Below are 19151 nucleotides of genomic sequence, written 5' to 3'. Positions count from 1 at the left end.
AGCGATTGTTTTTATAGCAGGCAAATGTATGTATAAATTTAAACATCCTTGGCACGAATTTGACGATAAACGTCGGGTGTTGGCAGATACTCGGTTCCAATAGTAATTGCCTGTTGAAGTGACAATGCTGCTTCTTGCCATTGCTGCTCATTTCGAGCATGAATAACAGCTAACGGCTTCTCAGACGATGGGCGCTCACCAAGGCGGATAAAGCCATCAAAACCAACTGCATGATCAATCTTATCTGTAGCAACTCGGCGGCCACCTCCCATTGCCACAACCGCCATACCGATAGCACGAGTATCCATGGCAGACACAACGCCCTCCTGATTGGCAAAAACTGGCTTAACAAACGGTGCTTTCTCTAAGTAGCTATTATAATTGGCCACAAAGTCTGCGGGCCCACCGAGTCCTGCGACCATACGGCCAAAGCACTCCGCGGCTTTTCCATTTTCCAACACCTCGACTAACTTCATTCGGGCATGTTGTGTATTATCGGCCAACCTTCCGAGCACTAACATTTCTGCGCCCAGAGCTAACGTCACTTCCAAAAGACGAGGATTTTGATACTCTCCAATCAAAAATTGAACAGCTTCTTTAACTTCAAGTGCATTGCCTGCAGAAGATGCCAAAACTTGATTCATATCCGTTAAAATAGCCGTGGTATTCGTACCAGCGCCATTGGCGACCCCTACAATGGATTTCGCTAACTGTTCAGACTCTTGATAATTGGGCATAAAAGCCCCCGAGCCGACTTTGACATCCATAACCAAAGATTCTAGGCCTGCTGCGAGCTTTTTCGACAAAATAGAAGCCGTAATAAGGGAAATGTTATCAACCGTTGCAGTCACATCTCGAATTGCATACACGCGTTTATCAGCGGGGGCTAAGTGTCCCGTTTGACCTATAATAGCAACTCCCGCTTGCTTGGTAACCTCTGCAAAAACCTCATTGGATGGCATAACGTTATATCCAGGAATAGATTCTAGCTTGTCTAGAGTCCCTCCCGTATGTCCAAGGCCGCGTCCAGAAATCATAGGCACAAAACCGCCACAAGCTGCAACCATAGGCCCTAACATCAACGAGGTCACATCCCCTACACCACCCGTTGAATGTTTGTCGACGATAGGCCCTGGAAAATCCTGCTGGTGCCAATCAATAACCATACCCGAATCACGCATAGCGCAAGTCAGGGCAACTCTCTCTGGCATGGTCATTTCATTAAAAAAAATGGCCATAGCAAAGGCAGCTATCTGGCCTTCAGAAACACGATTACTAGCAATGCCATCAACAAAGAATTTGATTTCTTCTTTTGTGAGTATTTTTCCATCGCGTTTTCGACGAATAATTTCTTGAGGTAAATACATTAGAGCCTCCCACGCAAACGGTGGTTGTGAGCAATTTGAATGAGTGATGAAAAAGACTCACCACCCATGAGCAGGAAACTAATAAGCGGCGGGATCAGCCGTTTTCTTTGTCACTTCTAATGTATTGAGTAGATTGGTCAGAAGACTTGATGCGCCAAATCGGTAGTGACGAGCATCGACCCATTGATCACCCAGTATGTCATCCGCCATTGCCAAATATTCAGCGGCATCTTCAGCGGTTCTCACACCACCAGCAGGCTTAAAGCCAACCTTTGACGCCACACCCATATCACGAATAACTTCAAGCATCATACGAGCGTATTCAGTTGTCGCATTTACAGGGACTTTGCCCGTCGAGGTTTTGATAAAGTCAGCACCCGCTTTGATTGCAATTTCTGATGCTTTTTTAATCAGAGCTTCTTGCTTAAGTTCGCCAGTTTCAATAATCACTTTAAGTAAAATGTTTCCGCAGGCTTGCTTACACTGCTTTACTAGTTCAAAACCTACTTCTTCATCACCTGATATAAGCGCTCGATACGGAAAGACCACATCAACCTCATCTGCACCGTATGCAACTGCCGCTTTGGTTTCAGCCACTGCAATATCAATATCATCATTTCCATGAGGAAAGTTCGTGACTGTTGCAACTTTAATTTCGGGCGTACCCTGCTCTCTCAATGTCTTTTTGGCGATAGGAATAAAGCGAGGATAGATACAAATTGCCGCCGTATTGCCGACCGCTGATTTAGCGTCATGGCACAAGGCAATAACCTTGGCATCCGTGTCATCATCATTCAGGGTAGTTAAGTCCATCAGTTTCAATGCACGCAGTGCTGCAGCTTTCAAATCACTCATTTCTCTCTCCGATCAATATTTATATACATTTCACACAATCCAGTATCGATTATGTCATCATTGATGAACGGACTTGGTTCCTTGAAGACTTGGGGACAATACTTTACCCCAGTTGCTATCCTTGTCACCGAACGCTGCCAGAAAATGATATTTCAGGGAGTGGTATAATGTTAATCATACATTCTGGCTGAGTTATAGGCCGTGCGTATTCAAAGGCGAATCACACTGGCGAAATACTTGTCAAACAATCCTTTGATAAGTGTCCGTTACTCGCTATTCCAACAATGCTTTCTCATTCATGCTGATCATCACTCATCAGAATTTATTGTCTTAACGGAAGATGGAAGAGTGCAACCTTTTCGACCCAAATCAACCAAGCTTGGCCAAGTAAAACACTCTTGCATGCTTACAATACCTAGGATTTACAGAAAACTGTACCCAGTTATAAAAAGCAAACGGTTTGGATCTCAAAACCAAACCCCCTCTAAAACATGGTTAATTATCAACCTAACATAATCGGCTGTTTCATCTATACCACTGCCATTTTTCTACCTTTATCAATACATGGCCGCTATAAAATTTAGATTATCCTCTCCATCACTAAAGCTATATAACAATACGTCATTAAATTATAAATAATATCAATATGACCATTGATGACATTTGTGATAGAAATATCATTTAGTCCTATCCGTTATAAGTTGGAATCAAGAATGCAAAAAATAACAGGCTTCATATTAGCGACTCTGCTTACTTTACCTATTTTCTCTTACGCGCAAGGAAATTCTGAATCTGTGTTTGAGAAAATTAATCAACGTATGAATTATATGCAAGATGTCGCCCTTTATAAGATAAACCATCATCTCGCAATTGAAGATTTAGAAAGGGAAGCCGTTGTCATTGAAAAATCAAAAGCTGCTAGTGAGAAATATGGCTTAGATGGTACGTCAACGACCGAACTCACTGTCAGTTTGATCTCAGCAGCAAAAGCGATTCAATACCGCTACCGTGCTGATATGCTGACACAAATTGCCGATGTACCACAAACACCTCGGGATTTAAAAACAGAGATTCGTCCAGCTTTAATTAAACTGGGTAATGAGCTTAACGCTTCCATTTCTGATTATCTGAATACGGGAGAAGTATTCACTGATGAACAATACCAAGCATTTAGTTCAACCATTACTAACCCGTATCTAAAAGACAACGATAAAAAACTGATATTCAGTGCTCTACAGAATATACAGTTAAAATCGGCAGCCAAATAAAGCCGGCACTTAGCACAGGCTAACAAAAAAACCCGCTAAGTAAGCGGGTTTTTTCACGGTAGCGACGTTACAAAATCACATACCTGTTAACGTTAAGCAGAAACCTGCGATTGTTGCAGCCATTAGGTTTGATAATGTCCCTGCAGCAACCGCCTTCATACCCATACGAGCAATATCTGAACGACGCTGAGGCGCAAGTCCACCCAAGCCACCTAGCAGAATCGCAATCGAAGACAAGTTAGCAAAACCACACAATGCAAACGAGATAATCGCTTTAGTCTTCTCAGACAGCACGATTTCTGCTCCGTCACCTAAAAGAGGGGCAAAATTTAAATACGCAACAAACTCATTGACAACCAATTTCTGACCAATAAATGAGCCCGCAACTGTCGCTTCTTCCCATGGAACACCAATTAGGAATGCAAGTGGAGAGAACGCAAAGCCAAGGATAAGTTCTAGAGTCAGTTCAGGCATATCAAACCAACCACCAATACCACCTAAAATGCCGTTAACAAGAGCAATAAGGCCAACGAAAGCAAGTAACATAGCACCAACATTCAGCGCCAATTGCAAACCCACAGCGGCACCACCAGCGGCGGCATCAATAATGTTAGACGGCTTATCTTCTGCACCACCAATATCAGCATCAAAGTTTTCATTTGGCTTGTCTGTCTCTGGCATGATGATTTTTGCAAATAATAAACCACCAGGTGCTGCCATAAAGGATGCGGCAACCAAGTACTCAATAGGTACCCCCATAGATGCATAGCCTGCAAGCACGCCACCAGCTACAGAGGCTAGACCACCACACATTACTGCAAATAGCTCAGATTGAGTCATTTTCGGAATGAATGGACGAACGACTAGAGGAGCTTCGGTTTGACCGACAAAAATGTTTGCCGCCGCAGACATAGACTCTGAACGTGAAGTACCCAATACCTTTTGCAGCGCACCACCAAGGATCTTAATCACCCACTGCATAATACCGATGTAATACAAAACGGAAATGAATGCAGAGAAGAAAATTAATGTTGGTAGAACTCGGAAAGCGAAGACAAAGCCGCCGCCGCCGAACATTTCAAACATCTTGTCTGATACTAAGCCTCCAAAGATAAAATCGGAACCTTTGTTACCGTATGCAATAACATTCGAAACACCGTCAGAAAAGCCTCTTAGCAATTCCTGTCCCCAAGGTATATATAAAATAAACGCACCAAGTGCGAATTGAATAGCGAATGCGCCACCCACAGTTCTTAAATTAATAGCTTTACGGTTGCTAGATAGGGCTACTGCAATTGCGAGTAGGACTACCATACCGACTAGGCTCATAAACAGGCTCATAGTTTATGACTTCCTTATATGTTGTTTGTTGGCGTGTTCCAATTATGGAGCGATAAAGCGGGGGCAATTATACTCATCCGGCCACAGTTAAAGTAATGCGGTCTTCACAGTTTCTAATAAGATTCATCATGTGCTCATTCATATATGTGACACGGATCACCAAAACAAAGTTATTAAATCATAGTAATAACATTTTACTTAGAAACTATTCACATATTTTGAAGGCTTGATTGGCATTTTCCCATGTTATTTGTGCAATAGTTTGCTCATCCATTTCTCGAAGATTGGCTAAGCAAGACAGAATGTGAACTAACATTGCTGGGTGATTGGGCTTTCCTTGATATCCCATGAGCGGCATATCTGGGGCATCCGTTTCAAGCACAATATTCTCAAGAGGCAAGTCAAAAACAGTCTTGCGAGTTTTCTGTGCTCGAGGGTAGGTTATCACCCCACCCACCCCAATATAAAAGCCGAGTTCAACAAATTGCATCGCTTGTTGATAGCTGCCAGAGAAACCATGAAGTACACCGCCAAAAGAAAACTTATGTTTTTTTAAAAGCTGAAGAACTTCATTATGCGTTTTCCTGCTGTGGAGAATTAAAGGCAGTTGGTGGTCACTTGCAAGTGCTATTTGTGCATTAAATACTTGGCGTTGTATTTCATGATCAACATCAACCATAGCATCTAAGCCACATTCACCAATGGCTTGGAGATGATTGATATGAGCATCTACTTGTTTCTTTAAATCAGCAAAGCAAAAAAAACTATCACCACTCAGAAAATAAGGGTGCATACCCAATGCTGTGTATATCCCTGCATGTTCAGCCGACATTGCAAGCAACTTATCCCAGTTTGATGGGCCTATAGAGGGAATCATTATTCTCTCAACACCTTGCTCGTGAGCAAGCTGAAGATGACTGACAAAATCATCGCTAAAAACATCGAAATCAAAATGGCAATGAGTATCAAAAAGGCGCATTATTGTTGCGCCTTGTGCGGAGAATTAGATGCTTGGTCAGTAGAGTCATTACGATAAGGTACGCAGCGGCGTCTGTTTTCTTCAGTCATTCCCATTGAGAAACACCATGCGTCATATCGTTTAAGCCATTTTTTAAACCAAGTGTACATAACCAACGACCTTTACTGTTCCTCTCTTTTAAACACTAATTCCGTTGGTGAAGATTCTTGTTCAACAAAATAATAGCCAGCAACATCGAATTTAGTCAGCTCCACCACACTATCGATGCGGTTTTCGATAATAAATCTCGCCATCATACCGCGTGCTTTTTTTGCATAAAAGCTGATGACCTTGTACTGACCATTTTTGCAATCTTTAAAGATTGGCGTAATCACTTGCGCATCAAGCGACTTGGGCTTCACCGCTTTAAAGTATTCATTAGAAGCAAGATTAATCAGGACATTATCCCCTTGCTCTGAAATAGCTTGGTTCAACTTATCCGTGATGACATTGCCCCAAAACTGGTAGAGGTTGCTTCCTTTGGGATTAGAAAGTTTTGTCCCCATTTCTAATCGGTATGGCTGCATTAGATCAAGAGGTTTAAGAAGTCCGTACAGTCCAGATAACATCCTTAGATGTTTTTGAGCATAGTCAAAGTCCTGCTCAGAGAGTGTCTGGGCGTCTAATCCTGTGTACACGTCACCTTTGAAAGCCAAAATAGCCTGACGAGCATTATCGGTTGTAAATTCCTCACTCCACTCTTGAAAACGTCCAACGTTTAAATCCGCAATTTTATCACTCACTTTCATTAAACTGGCAATATCAGCCGGGGTGAGTTTACGGCATACGTCAATCAGCTGTTTGGAATATTCCACAAGCTCGGGCTGAGTATATTTCTCTGTCGCCAAGGGTGATTCATAGTCTAAGGTTTTCGCAGGTGATACGACAATTAACATGACTTTAACTCTATTTTTCCTAGTGTGAACACCTAATAGAGTACAAAAAAAGCCATGCAATGTCTGCATGGCTTTTTGTATTGTTACTATAGAGTGTGTCTATGAGTCTTTTTTGTTGTTATCCCAAATACCGTTTTCTAACTGTGACTTCAACTCTGGGAAATCATCGCTATTAAACGTTGGAACCTTGCCTGCTTTAAGCTGGCGATTATAGTCTTTAGCCAATTTAATCACGATACCAGAGAGCAACAAGATAGCGACTAGGTTGACAATAGCCATCATCCCCATAGAAACATCAGCTAGAGACCAAACCACAGGCAGTGATGCGACGGCACCAAACATAACCATCCCTAGCACAACAATTCGGAAGATACCCAAACCAGCTTTGTGATTATGCTCAAGGAATATTAAATTGGTTTCCGCATAAGAGTAGTTGGCAATAATTGACGTAAAGGCAAAGAAGAAAATTGCGATAGCAACGAAAATCCCCCCCCAAGAACCAACCTGAGAGCTCAATGCTGCCTGAGTTAATTCAATTCCGGTCACTTCACCATGTGGCACATATTCACCCGACATGAGAATGATTGCGACGGTGGCAGAACAAATAACAATAGTATCCGTAAACACACCTAACATCTGTACATAACCTTGAGATGCAGGGTGCGGTGGATACGGTGTGGCAGACGCTGCTGCATTGGGTGCAGAACCCATACCCGCTTCGTTAGAAAACAAACCACGCTTAATACCGTTGATCATGGCCTGTGCAATCGCATAGCCTAGACCACCCGCTGCTGCTTCTTGCAAACCAAACGCACTCTTAAAGATCAAGCTAAGTACCGCTGGAAGCTTTTCAATATTGGTGAATACGACAAACAACGCGAGAAGCAAGTACAGTAAAGCCATAGCGGGAACTATCATTTCAGCAACACGTGCAATTCGCTTGATGCCACCAAAAATAATCACGGCAGAAAGGACAACAACTGCGACACCAACGTAAGTTTCATCCCAACCAAAAGCGGTATGCATTGCATCTGCGATAGAATTCGCTTGAACGGCGTTGAATACCAAACCAAAGGCGATGATCAAGAAAATAGAAAACAGCACCCCCATCCAACGCATACCAAGGCCTTTTTCCATGTAGTATGCAGGGCCACCACGATAGTTCCCATCATCATCTTTGGTTTTGTATAGCTGCGCCAATGTGCTTTCAGCAAACGAGGTTGCCATACCAAGCATGGCAATAAGCCACATCCAGAAAATGGCGCCCGGACCACCCGCAGTTAAAGCAACCGCAACACCCGCCATATTTCCTGTACCTACACGGGCAGCAAGGCTAGTGCACAAAGCTTGAAATGATGATATGCCTGCGTCATCAGATTTACGGCTGTTCTTCAAAACAGAAAACATATGGCCAAAGTGTCTAAACTGAATAAAGCCAAGTCTGAATGTAAAGTACACGCCGACACCAACCAGCAGGTAAACCAGAATTGAGCCCCAAAGTAGGTCATTCATCAAATTAATTAAATCTGTCATACGATCCTCATATTGAGTGTTCGCTGCTCTATGCTTCCTTGCCTTCCATCCTGTTGCCAACCAAGTGTCAACTTTGCTTAGTATTATTGTTTATTTATCGTGCAACTCAGATATGTAAAACGCGCCTCATGCTTCCATTTTACGTAACAGCGTATTTTTTGACTGGCGGATAATGCAATCTCAAACGTCAAAAATCAATATGAAACTCAATTCATATTGATTTTATATTTAACTATAAAATCACCATTAACTAACACAAAAAGGAACAAAAAAAGCACAATTTAAAAACATTAACATTAAAATTTAACAACAATAATCGGCATGCAGACCTGTGTCTGTATCCTGTTGTAAGGACAATCACCACTCCTTTAACATCAAGGACTCACCCTAGACAACCACCTAGTTACATTTTGCAGAATATCGATACTCAACACCTTTCAATGAGCACTCACTCACACCTCGCCGACCTGGTCGTTTTTTAAACACATATTTAACATTTAGTTTGTGATAAATTGCACATTATACCAAGTCTGTTTGGATAAAAAATCAACAAAATTTCATCATTTTTCTGTGAAGGCCAGTCTAAAATGCATAAAAAATTAATTTAATCGTAACAAATGAGAAACCAATCAAAGTTACTATTGGGACAGAGTGGTATTTAAACAGTACCCCTTCAAAGAGAAATCATTTAAAGAGGTGGCTTATGGAAGGCTTAAACTTTGAAGAAATCTTGGAAATGGAATTCCCTAGAAACCGCTCATCGCGTTCTAAACCAGTCAAGCGCAAGTGGCGAGAAATTGAGGCGATTAAAGACAAACAGAGACTACAGCGCGAATTAAAAGACATGGACATCGGCTTCGATGATTTTGAACAACTGGACTATTGATACTAACACTGAACTAATGAGAGTAAAAAGAGGCATATCAATGCCTCTTTTTACTTTCCCTTAAATACTTTCATGCTCACCTTGACGAACACGAGCCGCAATCTGCTGATATTCTTCTGCTATCGTGGCACCAAAAACGGGGTCGTCTTCCCCAAGATTCCATTGTTTCTCGACTTCTTGCCAATCATGAAAATTGAAACTTTTATCAATGAGAGGAAGAATCGAGCGCTCTTCCATCTCTAGGTGGCGTTTTTGCGCCAAAATGAAGGATTCAAGCTGTTCAATAAACATATCTTGCGGTACCACAGCATCCTGAAGAATCATTTCAACGATATTAAGGAATTCATGAGTCTTGTCTGACAAAATTTCATGCTCATATTCCAAGTTTTCTATCTCATCTTTGTGACCATAATGCTCCATATAATAATGGTATAGAATGTCTTCTTTTGGGTGATGAACACGTTCAGAATGACTCGCCAAGTAATCAACAACCTCTTTAACCACGCTGTAATTAATCGACTGTTCAGCCTGTAACTGTTTTATTTTCTGGTTCAAAACAGCCAAAAGCCGAACCATATAACTATGTTCTCTTCGGATTCTTTCCATCATCATGATAAAGCCCCTTTACCCTTATTTTATATAAGTGTATAAGGAAACCATTCTTACAACGTTGACATCGGTCGAAAACTAGGCATTTATATGCATTTGGTCTTGTCTATCAACTGACATTGGCAAGCACCAATCAATGACTGGTTTCCCTATTGAATCGAGAATCTGATTGGTTTGAGAAAAGTGTCGACAACCCAGAAATCCTCTATGAGCCGACAAAGGAGAAGGATGCGGTGCTGACAACACATAATGTCGATTGCGATCAATGAACCTTCCCTTCTTCTGGGCATGTGATCCCCACAGCAGGAATACCACGCCAGACTGATGGTGATTAATCGCTTCAATCACCTTATCAGTGAAGGTTTCCCAACCCGTTTTGGCATGTGAATGAGCCTTGCCTTGTTCTACCGTCAGTGCTGTATTGAGCAATAGTACGCCCTGCTCTGCCCAATGTTGTAAGTAACCATGCGATGGGATTTCAAACCCATCAATATCTTGAGATAGCTCTTTATACATATTCACAAGTGAAGGTGGTGGCTTGATACCAGGAAGAACAGAAAAGCACAAACCATGAGCCTGCCGAGGGCCATGATAGGGGTCCTGACCAAGAATCACGACCTTTACATCACCAAACTCAGTGGTGCGAAAAGCATTAAAAACATCTTTTGCTGGAGGAAAAATGACCTTTCCTACAGCCCTTTCAGACTCAACAAAGTTTATAGTTTGCTTGAAGTAATCTTGCTGTTTTTCAACGCCGATGACGTCGTGCCACGTCAGTGAAGGGCTCATGTATTGTTCCTTTTCCAATAAATGCTGCAATAATTGTCGCAAAAACGGGGAAAGGAACAAAGCCCTTAGAAAGCTAATTCAATGCTTTTGTGGCGTTCTATGATGTCCCCGCCCTGTCACATGACGGTTTGGCATCGGAAATCGACAAATACGAGTACGAGTGAAAAAGGATGTGTATGGCATAGTGGTGTTTCCTGTTGTGTATAAGCCCAATTATGCTATGAAAATTTAATGCCAATAATTTCCCTACACAACGAACCTAAGTGTTGTGTTTAGGTTTACTCTTTCGTTGACAAGCAAACCATATTTCATTCAAAAGCTTATAACTCCGTGACATTGAACAAGGAGAAAAGCCATGTTCATAAAATCACAAAAAAACCTATCACTAAGCGGCAACTTTAATCCCGTGGTAGTCCCCCCCTATCTTCTAGCAATGATTCGCAAAATGAGAATTCGATCCTCATTGCTCCAACCATCTTGTAGTTTTACCACCTTTGACTTTCACAAAACTGGCTTCTTTACGGTCTTTTATCCGTATCAGACCAATTCACAAACCCATTATGCAGTAAATTTACAACAAAATAACATGGGCAATAATTTCGCTAATCAAAGTAGATTGCAGGGAAAAGTGACCAAGAATCATTGGTTTGATCCAGATCAATATAATTAATATCAAACATTTAAGAATTGAAAACTTTCATTGATTAAAATCAAGACATTAAATTTCATTGTAAGTTATATAATAACCAGCCTTAAAATTTTAGAAAAAAAACATCAACAAACCATTACTTCAATTAGGAGATAAACATGATTCAAGGTATTCAAATCACCAAAGCAGCGAATGATGCATTGCTCAATTCCATTTGGTTAATTGACACAGATAAAGGTGAAGCTCGCTGCGTAGCGGCTGATCGCGGATACGCAGCGGATCAAGTGATTACGACCGATGAACTGGGCGAATATGAAAGCCGTGAAGTCGCCATTGAAACTGCGCCACGTATCGAAGGTGGACAACACCTAAACGTTAACGTACTAAAACGTGAAACACTAGAAGATGCGGTAGCAAACCCTGAAAAATACCCTCAGCTGACTATCCGTGTTTCAGGTTATGCAGTGCGCTTTAATTCTCTAACCACAGAGCAACAACGTGATGTTATTGCTCGGACCTTCACAGAATCTCTATAAAAACATATGTTAAGGCGCAAATACGCGCCTTTTACAATGTTCTCTAGGCCCAACTTCCCTACTTAGATCCTCCAGCATTAAGATTATCTACTAAACTATCAATAAAACATTATTGATTGTGCTTGATGGGGAAGCGGTTTGAAATCACTATCACCTTTACGACCTACTCTTGGGTTGAGATTATGTGTTCACTTGGGCACTTTGATTACTCTTATCCTGATATCCTTTGCGATTTTGGTCGGAGAATACAGAGAACAAAAACGCCGAATACTCGATAATTATTCCGTGAGTATGGAATCTAAAGTCCGCTCAAGCATCGGCGTGTATAAGAAGTTCTCGCACTACGTCTATCAGCAGATAGTCAACGACAATGAAGTGATCCAATTACTGGAAATCGCCCTTGCAGAAACGGGGAACAAACGAGACCAAGCAAGAATGAGGTTGTATCAGCTGCTTAAGGATAATTATCAGCTGCTCAGGGCTCACAACTTCAGGCAACTCCATTTTCATTTTCCAAATGGCGACAGTTTCCTTCGAGTGCACAAACCGGGAAAATACGGTGACAACCTGTTTTCAATCAGAGAGTCTGTAAGACTTGCCAACACGCAGCAACGAATAGTTGAAGGCTTTGAAGAAGGGCGCATTTTTAACGGCTACCGCTTCGTCTACCCTATCACTCATGGACAACAAGCACTTGGCAGCGTCGAAGTGTCTCTTTCCATGGGCAGCATTATTGACTTGCTGGTTGAACTGTACCCCAAAGACGACTTCCAATTTATCATCAGCCAAGATGCCGTCGATGCAAAATTGTTCGATGATATGAAAGACCACTATATCCCGAGTGTCCTGACAGATGGCTACTACTACGACAAAGCCGTATTTGAAAAACATTTGCGCGATGTAAACCACAGAAGCCTCATTGATCAAGCAAAGACATACAGCAGCAAACTTAAGCCTCTTTTTGATAAAAAAGAGAGCTTTTCACAAGCTGTTTCGATACAAGGCAAGGACTATATTATTAGTTTTCTTTCAATCAAGAACTTTAAAGACCAACACGTTGCTTACTTGATCAGCAGCTCTCGAGATAACCTATTAGGCAACCTGCTGCAAAACTATGCAACCTACTTTATTCTCATTATCGTTGTCTCACTATTTTACATATGGAATATTTATTCTGAGTTCACCCACAAAAAAGAGCTTACCTATCTGTCCAGTACTGACTTTTTAACCAAGCTCCATAATCGAAACTCTTTCACCGAAAGATTGCAATTCGAACAGGCGAAGACCAAAAGTTTCAACTCTACATTAAGTATTATTATCTTCGATATTGATCATTTTAAGAAAATCAATGATGAGCTGGGCCATAATGCAGGGGATGATTGCCTGAGAGAGCTCAGTGCTGTGGTGGCAAAGAAGGTCAGACACACAGATACCTTGGCAAGATGGGGAGGAGAAGAGTTTATTATCTTACTTCCTAATACTCCGGAAGAAAATGCTGTTAAAGTGGCCGAAACGATAAGGGAAGCCATTGAGTCTAATGCTTTCTCACTCGAGCGCACTGTGACTGTCAGTTTGGGCGTGGCAGAAATCAGCTCTAAAGACACAAATATTGATCAGGTTATTGCCAGAGCGGATGAAGCATTATATGCGTCGAAAGATGCGGGAAGAAATAAAGCCAGCACTTGGTCTAGCCTCAAAAATTAAAATCATAATCTACTGTATATCACTGATTATCAATATTAATAACTGAGCATTAATATTGAATAATTAGTGATGTTTTTTACATTCAAAGCTAACAATTAGTTAGGTCATTAAATTAATATTAAACTTTGCCTCAGTTCAAAATATAAGGGATTATAAATTTTTTATTGAGATCTGAGTCAGGTTTTATACCCATAAGTCATTTACTTAAGCAAATAAAAACATCTACCTTGTTTTAACATTTTGATAACAAGTAAGTTTTATTATATGAAATTATTATCTATCTTTTTCTCTGTTGCGCTTTTTTTTAGCCTGCCTGCTTTTGCCAGTACCACGACCTACGTATATTGCGGTCTTCCGGATGCAAGCGATTGGGAGTGGTTGCTAGATAGTGATGATAACTACGTGACAATATCAGGTAACTGGGGACGAGTTACTGAAGCAAATGGTGTTTACTATACGGTATTTAGAGTAGATGAAGCCTTATGGCAACAAAAATCACTGCAATGCCCTGCTGGATATATCCTACAACCTGCCGATAGTGGCACCTCACGCTGGGAGATTTTTGAGATTATTCGCGCAGATGGCTCACGTTATTTTATCCATGGTTATCGAACTTATTATCTACAAGGCCGTGTTGAAGCTAACTTTCAGCTCAGAGTTTAAGTGAAATATTATATAATATCAGTACGGTGGAATATAATAAATCATTGATTATTAACAACTTTTAACACATTATATTTGTTCCATGTGACAAATAAAAAATAACAAGACCATTATGTTTAAAAAAACCACCCTACTGCTCGCTGTCGCTCTTTTTTCTTCTACAAATTCGATTGCCAGTATTAATTGCCCTCCGGGTGAAATGCCAATTTGCAGTATTAACTTATGTTTTTGCGATAAGCTTTAATCAAGTATTTAGGTAAAACTATAAGCTCAATAGGCTAATGATTATATACATTAGCCTGTTTTTATTACTCTAGTTAACGCATTACTATCAAAATATATCAATTCAAATCAGCTTTAAGACCACCATAAATATTATTTAATCATAGGTATCATGAGAAATATGAAGATATTACCTCTTGTCAGTTTGCTGCTGGTTATCTCTAATGCACAAGCATACACACCAAGAACTTGGAAGCAGGTATCGCTAGGAAATAGCCATACTTGTGCTATCTCTGAAAATAATGTCATCCATTGCTGGGGGGATAATTATTCCGGTCAGCTCGGCATCGCTTCGTCTACTCAACACTCTATAGACACCCCGACTGCCGTCAATCTCGGAGGCACGAAAAAACAGCTTAGCCTTGCTGCCGCGCACTCTTGCTCTTTATCGACACAAGGAGAGGTTGCATGCTGGGGAGATAATGCTCGCTATTTGTTGGGACAAGGTTCTTATCGCTTAGTTGCCCCCAAAATGCTATCACTCCCAAATCCAGCACAATCTCTGTCTATGGGCAGTAACCATGCTTGTCTCATCACAGATAATCACACAGCGCAGTGTTGGGGAGACAATTTCTTTGGTCAACTCGGCACAGGTAGAACTCGCCCTGAACTTGCGCCCAGTGATGTGATTGAAGCATCACCACTGAGCAATATTCAAGTTGGCGATAACTTCACTTGTCTGCAAACATACTCAGGCCAAATAAAATGCTGGGGTAACAATTATTTCGGTCAATTAGGCATAGGTTTTCCTGCCAATCAAACCAAAGACAATCAGTCTTATTTATTGCCTCAGTTGGTTGATCTGGGTCGCCCAGCCACGGCAATTGCAACAGGTCAGCATTTCGCTTGCTCACTCTTAGACAATCAACAGGTCAAATGCTGGGGCAACAATCAATCGGGTCAATTGGGTATTGGCAATCAAAACAACAAAGCGCGACCGACAAGTGTCTCCTTTTCAGAGAATGTGGAAAAGCTCGCACTGGGTAAACAACATGCCTGCGCGATCTTGCAAAGTGGCACACTACAATGCTGGGGAGACAATCAATACGGGCAGCTAGGCATTGGTAGTCGTGATAGTCAAACCACTCCAACCACAGTCACTTTAGCCAGTAATGTGAAAGCAATCTCATTGGGAAATCGGCATAGCTGCGCCCTGTTAGAAGATGACACTCTCAAATGCTGGGGAGACAATATTCAAGGTCAATTGGGGCTAGGTCATCGAGAGATTAAAACAACACCACAAAGCGTTTTTTAGCCAAAGGAGGCTAAGCCTCCTTTTGCCGCAAGGCCTATTAATTAAGCGGGTACAAACTGCATGCCCATCACCCAATCAGAAACCTTTACAAAATTTAGCGTATCCACATTGTGCTTTTTAAACGCCCTAACCACTTTTTCATGCACCATAATATGCGGATAACCACTGTATTTAGGCATAAAGACTAATCTGTTTTCTTCCTTCATAGCCATGAGTTTTTCATCACTTAAACAATATCTTTGGATTCTTTGGCCTTCTCTATTCGGGTTTCTTTTTCGGATGGCACACTTATCCATATCGAGTACATCCATTTTTTCAAAAACATTAAATACCCAATAACCCTCATGATACTTATCATTATCATCAACAATAACCGCCGGATAAGCTTGGCAGCATGGATTATCAATATTGCCCAGAGATTGCTTTATTGCATCGGAAAAGACTGGATAGGTTGAATCTAAATGCGCCTGCTTAATAGGGCGATTAACACCTCGCGCGCGATCTTCATCACGATAGCCATTTTCAAAAAACATTGGCTCACCGCCAGTAAGCTTGGTGTATTCATAGTCTCTCATTGCCGAATGTTTTTGCGGTTTTAGATATAGAGTATTCTCATCATAGTTTTTAAATACGATATAGTACTGATCGTTATATTGACTCATCGTCCTACCTTAGGTATCCATCTTGTACTTTGGTATGTAATGGTTTTTTATTCCATCGTGCGCCGCTGTTTAGTTCAAACTTACCCAAAGAATAAAATTCCAATCCTTGATGCTCAAGTAAGTGGGTGAGACTTTATTAATCGAGTTGGAAATACGCTAAGGCTTATAAAAACTCAATACAAAGGAGAGTTCTCCCCTTTGCATTTGAAATTGAATTGAGCAAGCATACCGCTTAAAAAACATTAAACTCATCGCCGACATGATACTCACTCGCTTTAAAAAAGCGAATACCTTTAATATCATACTTTTTAAAAATATCAACAACTTTTTGATGAAAGCAAATTTCTCCTGTTGTTGTATTTCCAACCTGAAAAATTAAGCGTTCGTTTTCTGGAATCGCATCGAATACATCTTCTCGAAATCGATAATTATCCATATCGGGTTTAATACCAAAACCATCAATTTCTTTGGTACCATCACCCGGCATAAAAAATTGGCTTCTTTTAAAATCAACACAATCTAAGCGTTGAAATATATTCAGTGCCCAAAGTCCTTCAACAGCATTATTGTTCTCATCTTGGATAATTGCTGGAAAAAACTGACTGCCGTAAAGGCCATCTTCAAGCAGCTCTTTAAGTTTTTTTGTAACCACAAAACTCGGAACGTCAAATGCTATTGCGTAATCTTGCTGTAAAAAGTCCACATTATCATTATCAGAGACAAAGGTAAGTGGCTTTATACCAAAGGTCAGCTTTTTGAAATCCCAATCAGTATCGGCCGTATATTGAGTTGGTGTTAAGTCATTATCATACTCTTCAAACTCATCATCAGAAAAAATAATATAATAGGATTCATCATAAATATTGAACGCACTCAAGGCTATTTTCCTCTTTCTCTATACCGGCAAGGCATACCAACGGCTTTAACTCGGGTGACTAGCTTGTTTGGCATTCTACACCTTGCAATTCGATAAGATAACTTTCTCTCTAGTATTCATCTCCAAGCTCATAGCTTTCAATACAATAGAATTTGAGGTAGGGTATTTTTTGTTCCAGTTTTCTCTTGATGGTTTTATGAACGACTACCGGAGCTAAATCATCTCCTCCCATCTTGAAGATTAGCCTCTTTGACTCAGGGATCTTATCGAGAATTGCGCTATTTAAGCTGTATTTAATAACATGTGCTTCATCATCAGGATCATCAATCTCATAGACTGAGCGCTCTCTATCCCAACAGTCAAGAGAGTCATAGATATTAATAAGAAGATAATGGTGCATGGTATCATTTATTATTGCAGGGTATAGTTTTCCTCCATAAACACTATCATCAAAAATTTCTTTTAGATCTTCAGATATGATAAAGCTAGGCGTACAAAACAACATTGGTATATCATCACCTAACTGTTGACCATTCTTAGTGCTAAATCTTAAAGCCGGTTCACCATAGACAAGTTCGCGGTAATGAAACCTGCGCAGACCAGTAGAATCAGAAGGTATTACTGAATACCCTTCAATATCAAAGTCTGGGCTGATAATGTAGTACTCTTGATCGTATTTCATTCTGAATGCTTTTGCAGTTTTAGGTACAAAGTGTTTTCATCATAGCTTTTAAATACAATATAGTATTGACTGTTATATTGACTCATTGTCCTACCTTAGGTGCCCATCTTGTATTTTGGTATGTAATGGTTTTTTATTCCATCGTGCGCCGCTGTTTAGTTCAAACTTAACAATAGAATAAAATTCCAAACCTTGATGATAAAGTAAGTGCGTAATACCTTATTAAGCGAGTTGGAAATACGCTAAGGCTTATAAAAACCCAATACAAAGGAGAGTTCTCCCCTTTGCATTCAAAATTTAATTTGAGCGAGTATACTGATTTAAAATCGTGAGAATTGATCACCGACATGATACTCACTCGCTTTAAAAAAGCGAATACCTTTAACATCATGCTTTTTAAAAAGATCGACAACTTTTTGATGAAAGAAAATTTCTCCTGTTGTTGTATTTCCAACCTGAAAAATTAAGCGCTCGCTTTCAGGGATTGCATCAAACACATCTTCTCGAAATCGGTAATTACTCATATGAGGTCTAATTGCAAAACCATCAATTTCTGTGGTTCCATCCCCTGGCATAAAATATTGGCTTCTTTTAAAATCAACACAATCTAAGCGTTGAAATGTATTCAGTGCCCAGAGTCCTTCAACCGAATTATTGTTCTCATCTTGAATAACTGCTGGAAAAAACTGACTGCCGTAAAGGCCATCTTCAAGCAGCTCTTTAATTTTTTTTGTGACTACAAATTTATTTCCGTTAAATGCTAGAGCGTAATCTTGCTGCAAAAATTCCACATTATCATTATCGGAGACAAAGGTAAGTGGCTTTATACCAAAGGTCTGCTTTTTAAAATCCCAATCAGTATCGGCCGTATATTGAGTAGGAGTAAGATCTATGTCGTAGTCTTCTAGTTCATAGTCTGGAAATATAATAGGATTCATCATAAATATTTAACGCACTCAAAGTTATTTTCCTCTTGCCAAGTTGTTTATTAGTCTTCATCGTAGCTTTTAAATAAAAAATAGCGCTGATCGTTATATTGACTCATTGTCCTACCTTAGGTGCCCATCTTGTATTTTGGTATGTAATGGTTTTTTATTCCATCGTGCGCCGCTGTTTAGTTCAAACTTACCCAAAGAATAAAACTCAAATCCTTGATGCTCAAGTAAGTGGGTGAGACTTTATTAATCGAGTTGGAAATACGCTAAGGCTTATAAAAACTCAATACAAAGGAGAGTTATCCCCTTTGCATTATAATTTGAAATTAAGTAAGCATACCAAT

At 40.4% G+C, this 19151-nt stretch carries 19 protein-coding genes; 6 read left to right on the top strand and 13 right to left on the bottom strand.

All coding sequences use genetic code 11. From position 1 onward, the window contains the following. Positions 1 to 38: 38 nt before the first annotated feature. A complete protein-coding gene (deoA, locus tag QQK21_RS05060; RefSeq protein ID WP_284191105.1) occupies positions 39 to 1367 on the bottom strand; it encodes a thymidine phosphorylase in 1329 nt (442 codons plus the stop codon). A 78-nt stretch (positions 1368 to 1445) separates the two neighbouring features. Beyond that, positions 1446 to 2222 (bottom strand): deoxyribose-phosphate aldolase, encoded by a 777-nt coding sequence (gene deoC, locus QQK21_RS05055; RefSeq protein ID WP_284191104.1) that lies wholly within the window; start codon positions 2220 to 2222, stop codon positions 1446 to 1448. A 713-nt stretch (positions 2223 to 2935) separates the two neighbouring features. On the opposite strand from deoC, the gene aroQ reads away from it, so the two are divergent. Next, entirely contained in the window at positions 2936 to 3490 is a 555-nt protein-coding gene (aroQ, locus tag QQK21_RS05050) for a gamma subclass chorismate mutase AroQ (protein WP_284191103.1), read from the top strand. Positions 3491 to 3565: 75 nt separating this feature from the next. Here the strand turns inward: aroQ and QQK21_RS05045 are convergent, their stop codons facing one another. From QQK21_RS05045 to QQK21_RS05025, 5 genes are all read right to left on the bottom strand, one after another. After that, entirely contained in the window at positions 3566 to 4831 is a 1266-nt protein-coding gene (locus QQK21_RS05045) for a NupC/NupG family nucleoside CNT transporter (RefSeq protein WP_284191102.1), read from the bottom strand. A gap of 205 nt (positions 4832 to 5036) precedes the next feature. Further along, positions 5037 to 5810, bottom strand: a complete 774-nt coding sequence (locus tag QQK21_RS05040) for a TatD family hydrolase (RefSeq protein ID WP_284191101.1) — start codon at positions 5808 to 5810, stop codon at positions 5037 to 5039. Continuing rightward, positions 5810 to 5959: a DUF5363 family protein gene (locus QQK21_RS05035; RefSeq protein ID WP_284191100.1), complete on the bottom strand. Its 150-nt coding sequence runs from the start codon at positions 5957 to 5959 to the stop codon at positions 5810 to 5812. Before QQK21_RS05035 ends, QQK21_RS05040 begins: the two co-directional genes overlap by 1 nt. Before the next feature lie 12 nt (positions 5960 to 5971). Next, positions 5972 to 6745, bottom strand: coding sequence for a peroxide stress protein YaaA (gene yaaA / locus QQK21_RS05030; RefSeq protein ID WP_284191099.1), 774 nt, complete (start codon positions 6743 to 6745; stop codon positions 5972 to 5974). Between the two features lie 99 nt (positions 6746 to 6844). Beyond that, complete coding sequence (locus tag QQK21_RS05025; RefSeq protein WP_284191098.1) at positions 6845 to 8278, bottom strand: alanine/glycine:cation symporter family protein; 1434 nt, start codon at positions 8276 to 8278, stop codon at positions 6845 to 6847. Positions 8279 to 8981: 703 nt separating this feature from the next. Between QQK21_RS05025 and QQK21_RS05020 the strand changes: the two genes are divergently transcribed. After that, positions 8982 to 9164: a DUF3545 family protein gene (locus tag QQK21_RS05020; RefSeq protein ID WP_284191097.1), complete on the top strand. Its 183-nt coding sequence runs from the start codon at positions 8982 to 8984 to the stop codon at positions 9162 to 9164. A gap of 60 nt (positions 9165 to 9224) precedes the next feature. Here QQK21_RS05020 and QQK21_RS05015 read toward each other — a convergent pair whose 3' ends face one another. Further along, positions 9225 to 9776 (bottom strand): hemerythrin domain-containing protein, encoded by a 552-nt coding sequence (locus tag QQK21_RS05015; protein ID WP_284191096.1) that lies wholly within the window; start codon positions 9774 to 9776, stop codon positions 9225 to 9227. A 75-nt stretch (positions 9777 to 9851) separates the two neighbouring features. Further along, positions 9852 to 10562, bottom strand: coding sequence for a uracil-DNA glycosylase (gene ung / locus QQK21_RS05010; protein ID WP_284191095.1), 711 nt, complete (start codon positions 10560 to 10562; stop codon positions 9852 to 9854). Positions 10563 to 11369: 807 nt separating this feature from the next. Here ung and grcA point away from each other — a divergent pair. The 4 genes from grcA (at position 11370) to QQK21_RS04990 (ending at position 15651) form a co-directional block, all read left to right on the top strand. Further along, on the top strand, positions 11370 to 11747 hold the full coding sequence (gene grcA / locus QQK21_RS05005) for an autonomous glycyl radical cofactor GrcA (protein ID WP_284191094.1): 378 nt from the start codon (positions 11370 to 11372) through the stop codon (positions 11745 to 11747). 138 nt (positions 11748 to 11885) lie between these two features. Next, positions 11886 to 13451 carry a sensor domain-containing diguanylate cyclase gene (locus tag QQK21_RS05000; protein ID WP_284191093.1) on the top strand — a complete coding sequence of 522 codons (1566 nt, stop codon included), beginning with the start codon at positions 11886 to 11888 and terminating at the stop codon, positions 13449 to 13451. Between the two features lie 264 nt (positions 13452 to 13715). Then, positions 13716 to 14114 (top strand): hypothetical protein, encoded by a 399-nt coding sequence (locus QQK21_RS04995; protein WP_284191092.1) that lies wholly within the window; start codon positions 13716 to 13718, stop codon positions 14112 to 14114. Between the two features lie 403 nt (positions 14115 to 14517). Next, on the top strand, positions 14518 to 15651 hold the full coding sequence (locus tag QQK21_RS04990) for an RCC1 domain-containing protein (protein ID WP_284191091.1): 1134 nt from the start codon (positions 14518 to 14520) through the stop codon (positions 15649 to 15651). Positions 15652 to 15692: 41 nt separating this feature from the next. Here QQK21_RS04990 and QQK21_RS04985 read toward each other — a convergent pair whose 3' ends face one another. The 4 genes from QQK21_RS04985 to QQK21_RS04970 all read right to left on the bottom strand — a co-directional run bounded on the left by QQK21_RS04985 (position 15693) and on the right by QQK21_RS04970 (position 18813). Next, positions 15693 to 16313 (bottom strand): imm11 family protein, encoded by a 621-nt coding sequence (locus QQK21_RS04985; protein ID WP_284191090.1) that lies wholly within the window; start codon positions 16311 to 16313, stop codon positions 15693 to 15695. A 232-nt stretch (positions 16314 to 16545) separates the two neighbouring features. Continuing rightward, on the bottom strand, positions 16546 to 17190 hold the full coding sequence (locus QQK21_RS04980) for an imm11 family protein (RefSeq protein ID WP_284191089.1): 645 nt from the start codon (positions 17188 to 17190) through the stop codon (positions 16546 to 16548). Positions 17191 to 17299: 109 nt separating this feature from the next. Continuing rightward, positions 17300 to 17872: a hypothetical protein gene (locus QQK21_RS04975; protein WP_284191088.1), complete on the bottom strand. Its 573-nt coding sequence runs from the start codon at positions 17870 to 17872 to the stop codon at positions 17300 to 17302. 320 nt (positions 17873 to 18192) lie between these two features. Next, positions 18193 to 18813, bottom strand: coding sequence for an imm11 family protein (locus tag QQK21_RS04970; protein ID WP_284191087.1), 621 nt, complete (start codon positions 18811 to 18813; stop codon positions 18193 to 18195). Between the last annotated feature and the right edge of the window lie 338 nt (positions 18814 to 19151).

Source organism: Vibrio zhanjiangensis, from assembly GCF_030161235.1.
In the GTDB taxonomy this organism is placed as follows: Bacteria; Pseudomonadota; Gammaproteobacteria; order Enterobacterales; family Vibrionaceae; genus Vibrio; species Vibrio zhanjiangensis.
Note: the sequence above shows the minus strand (reverse complement) of the source record. Positions and strands in the feature narration are given on the sequence as shown.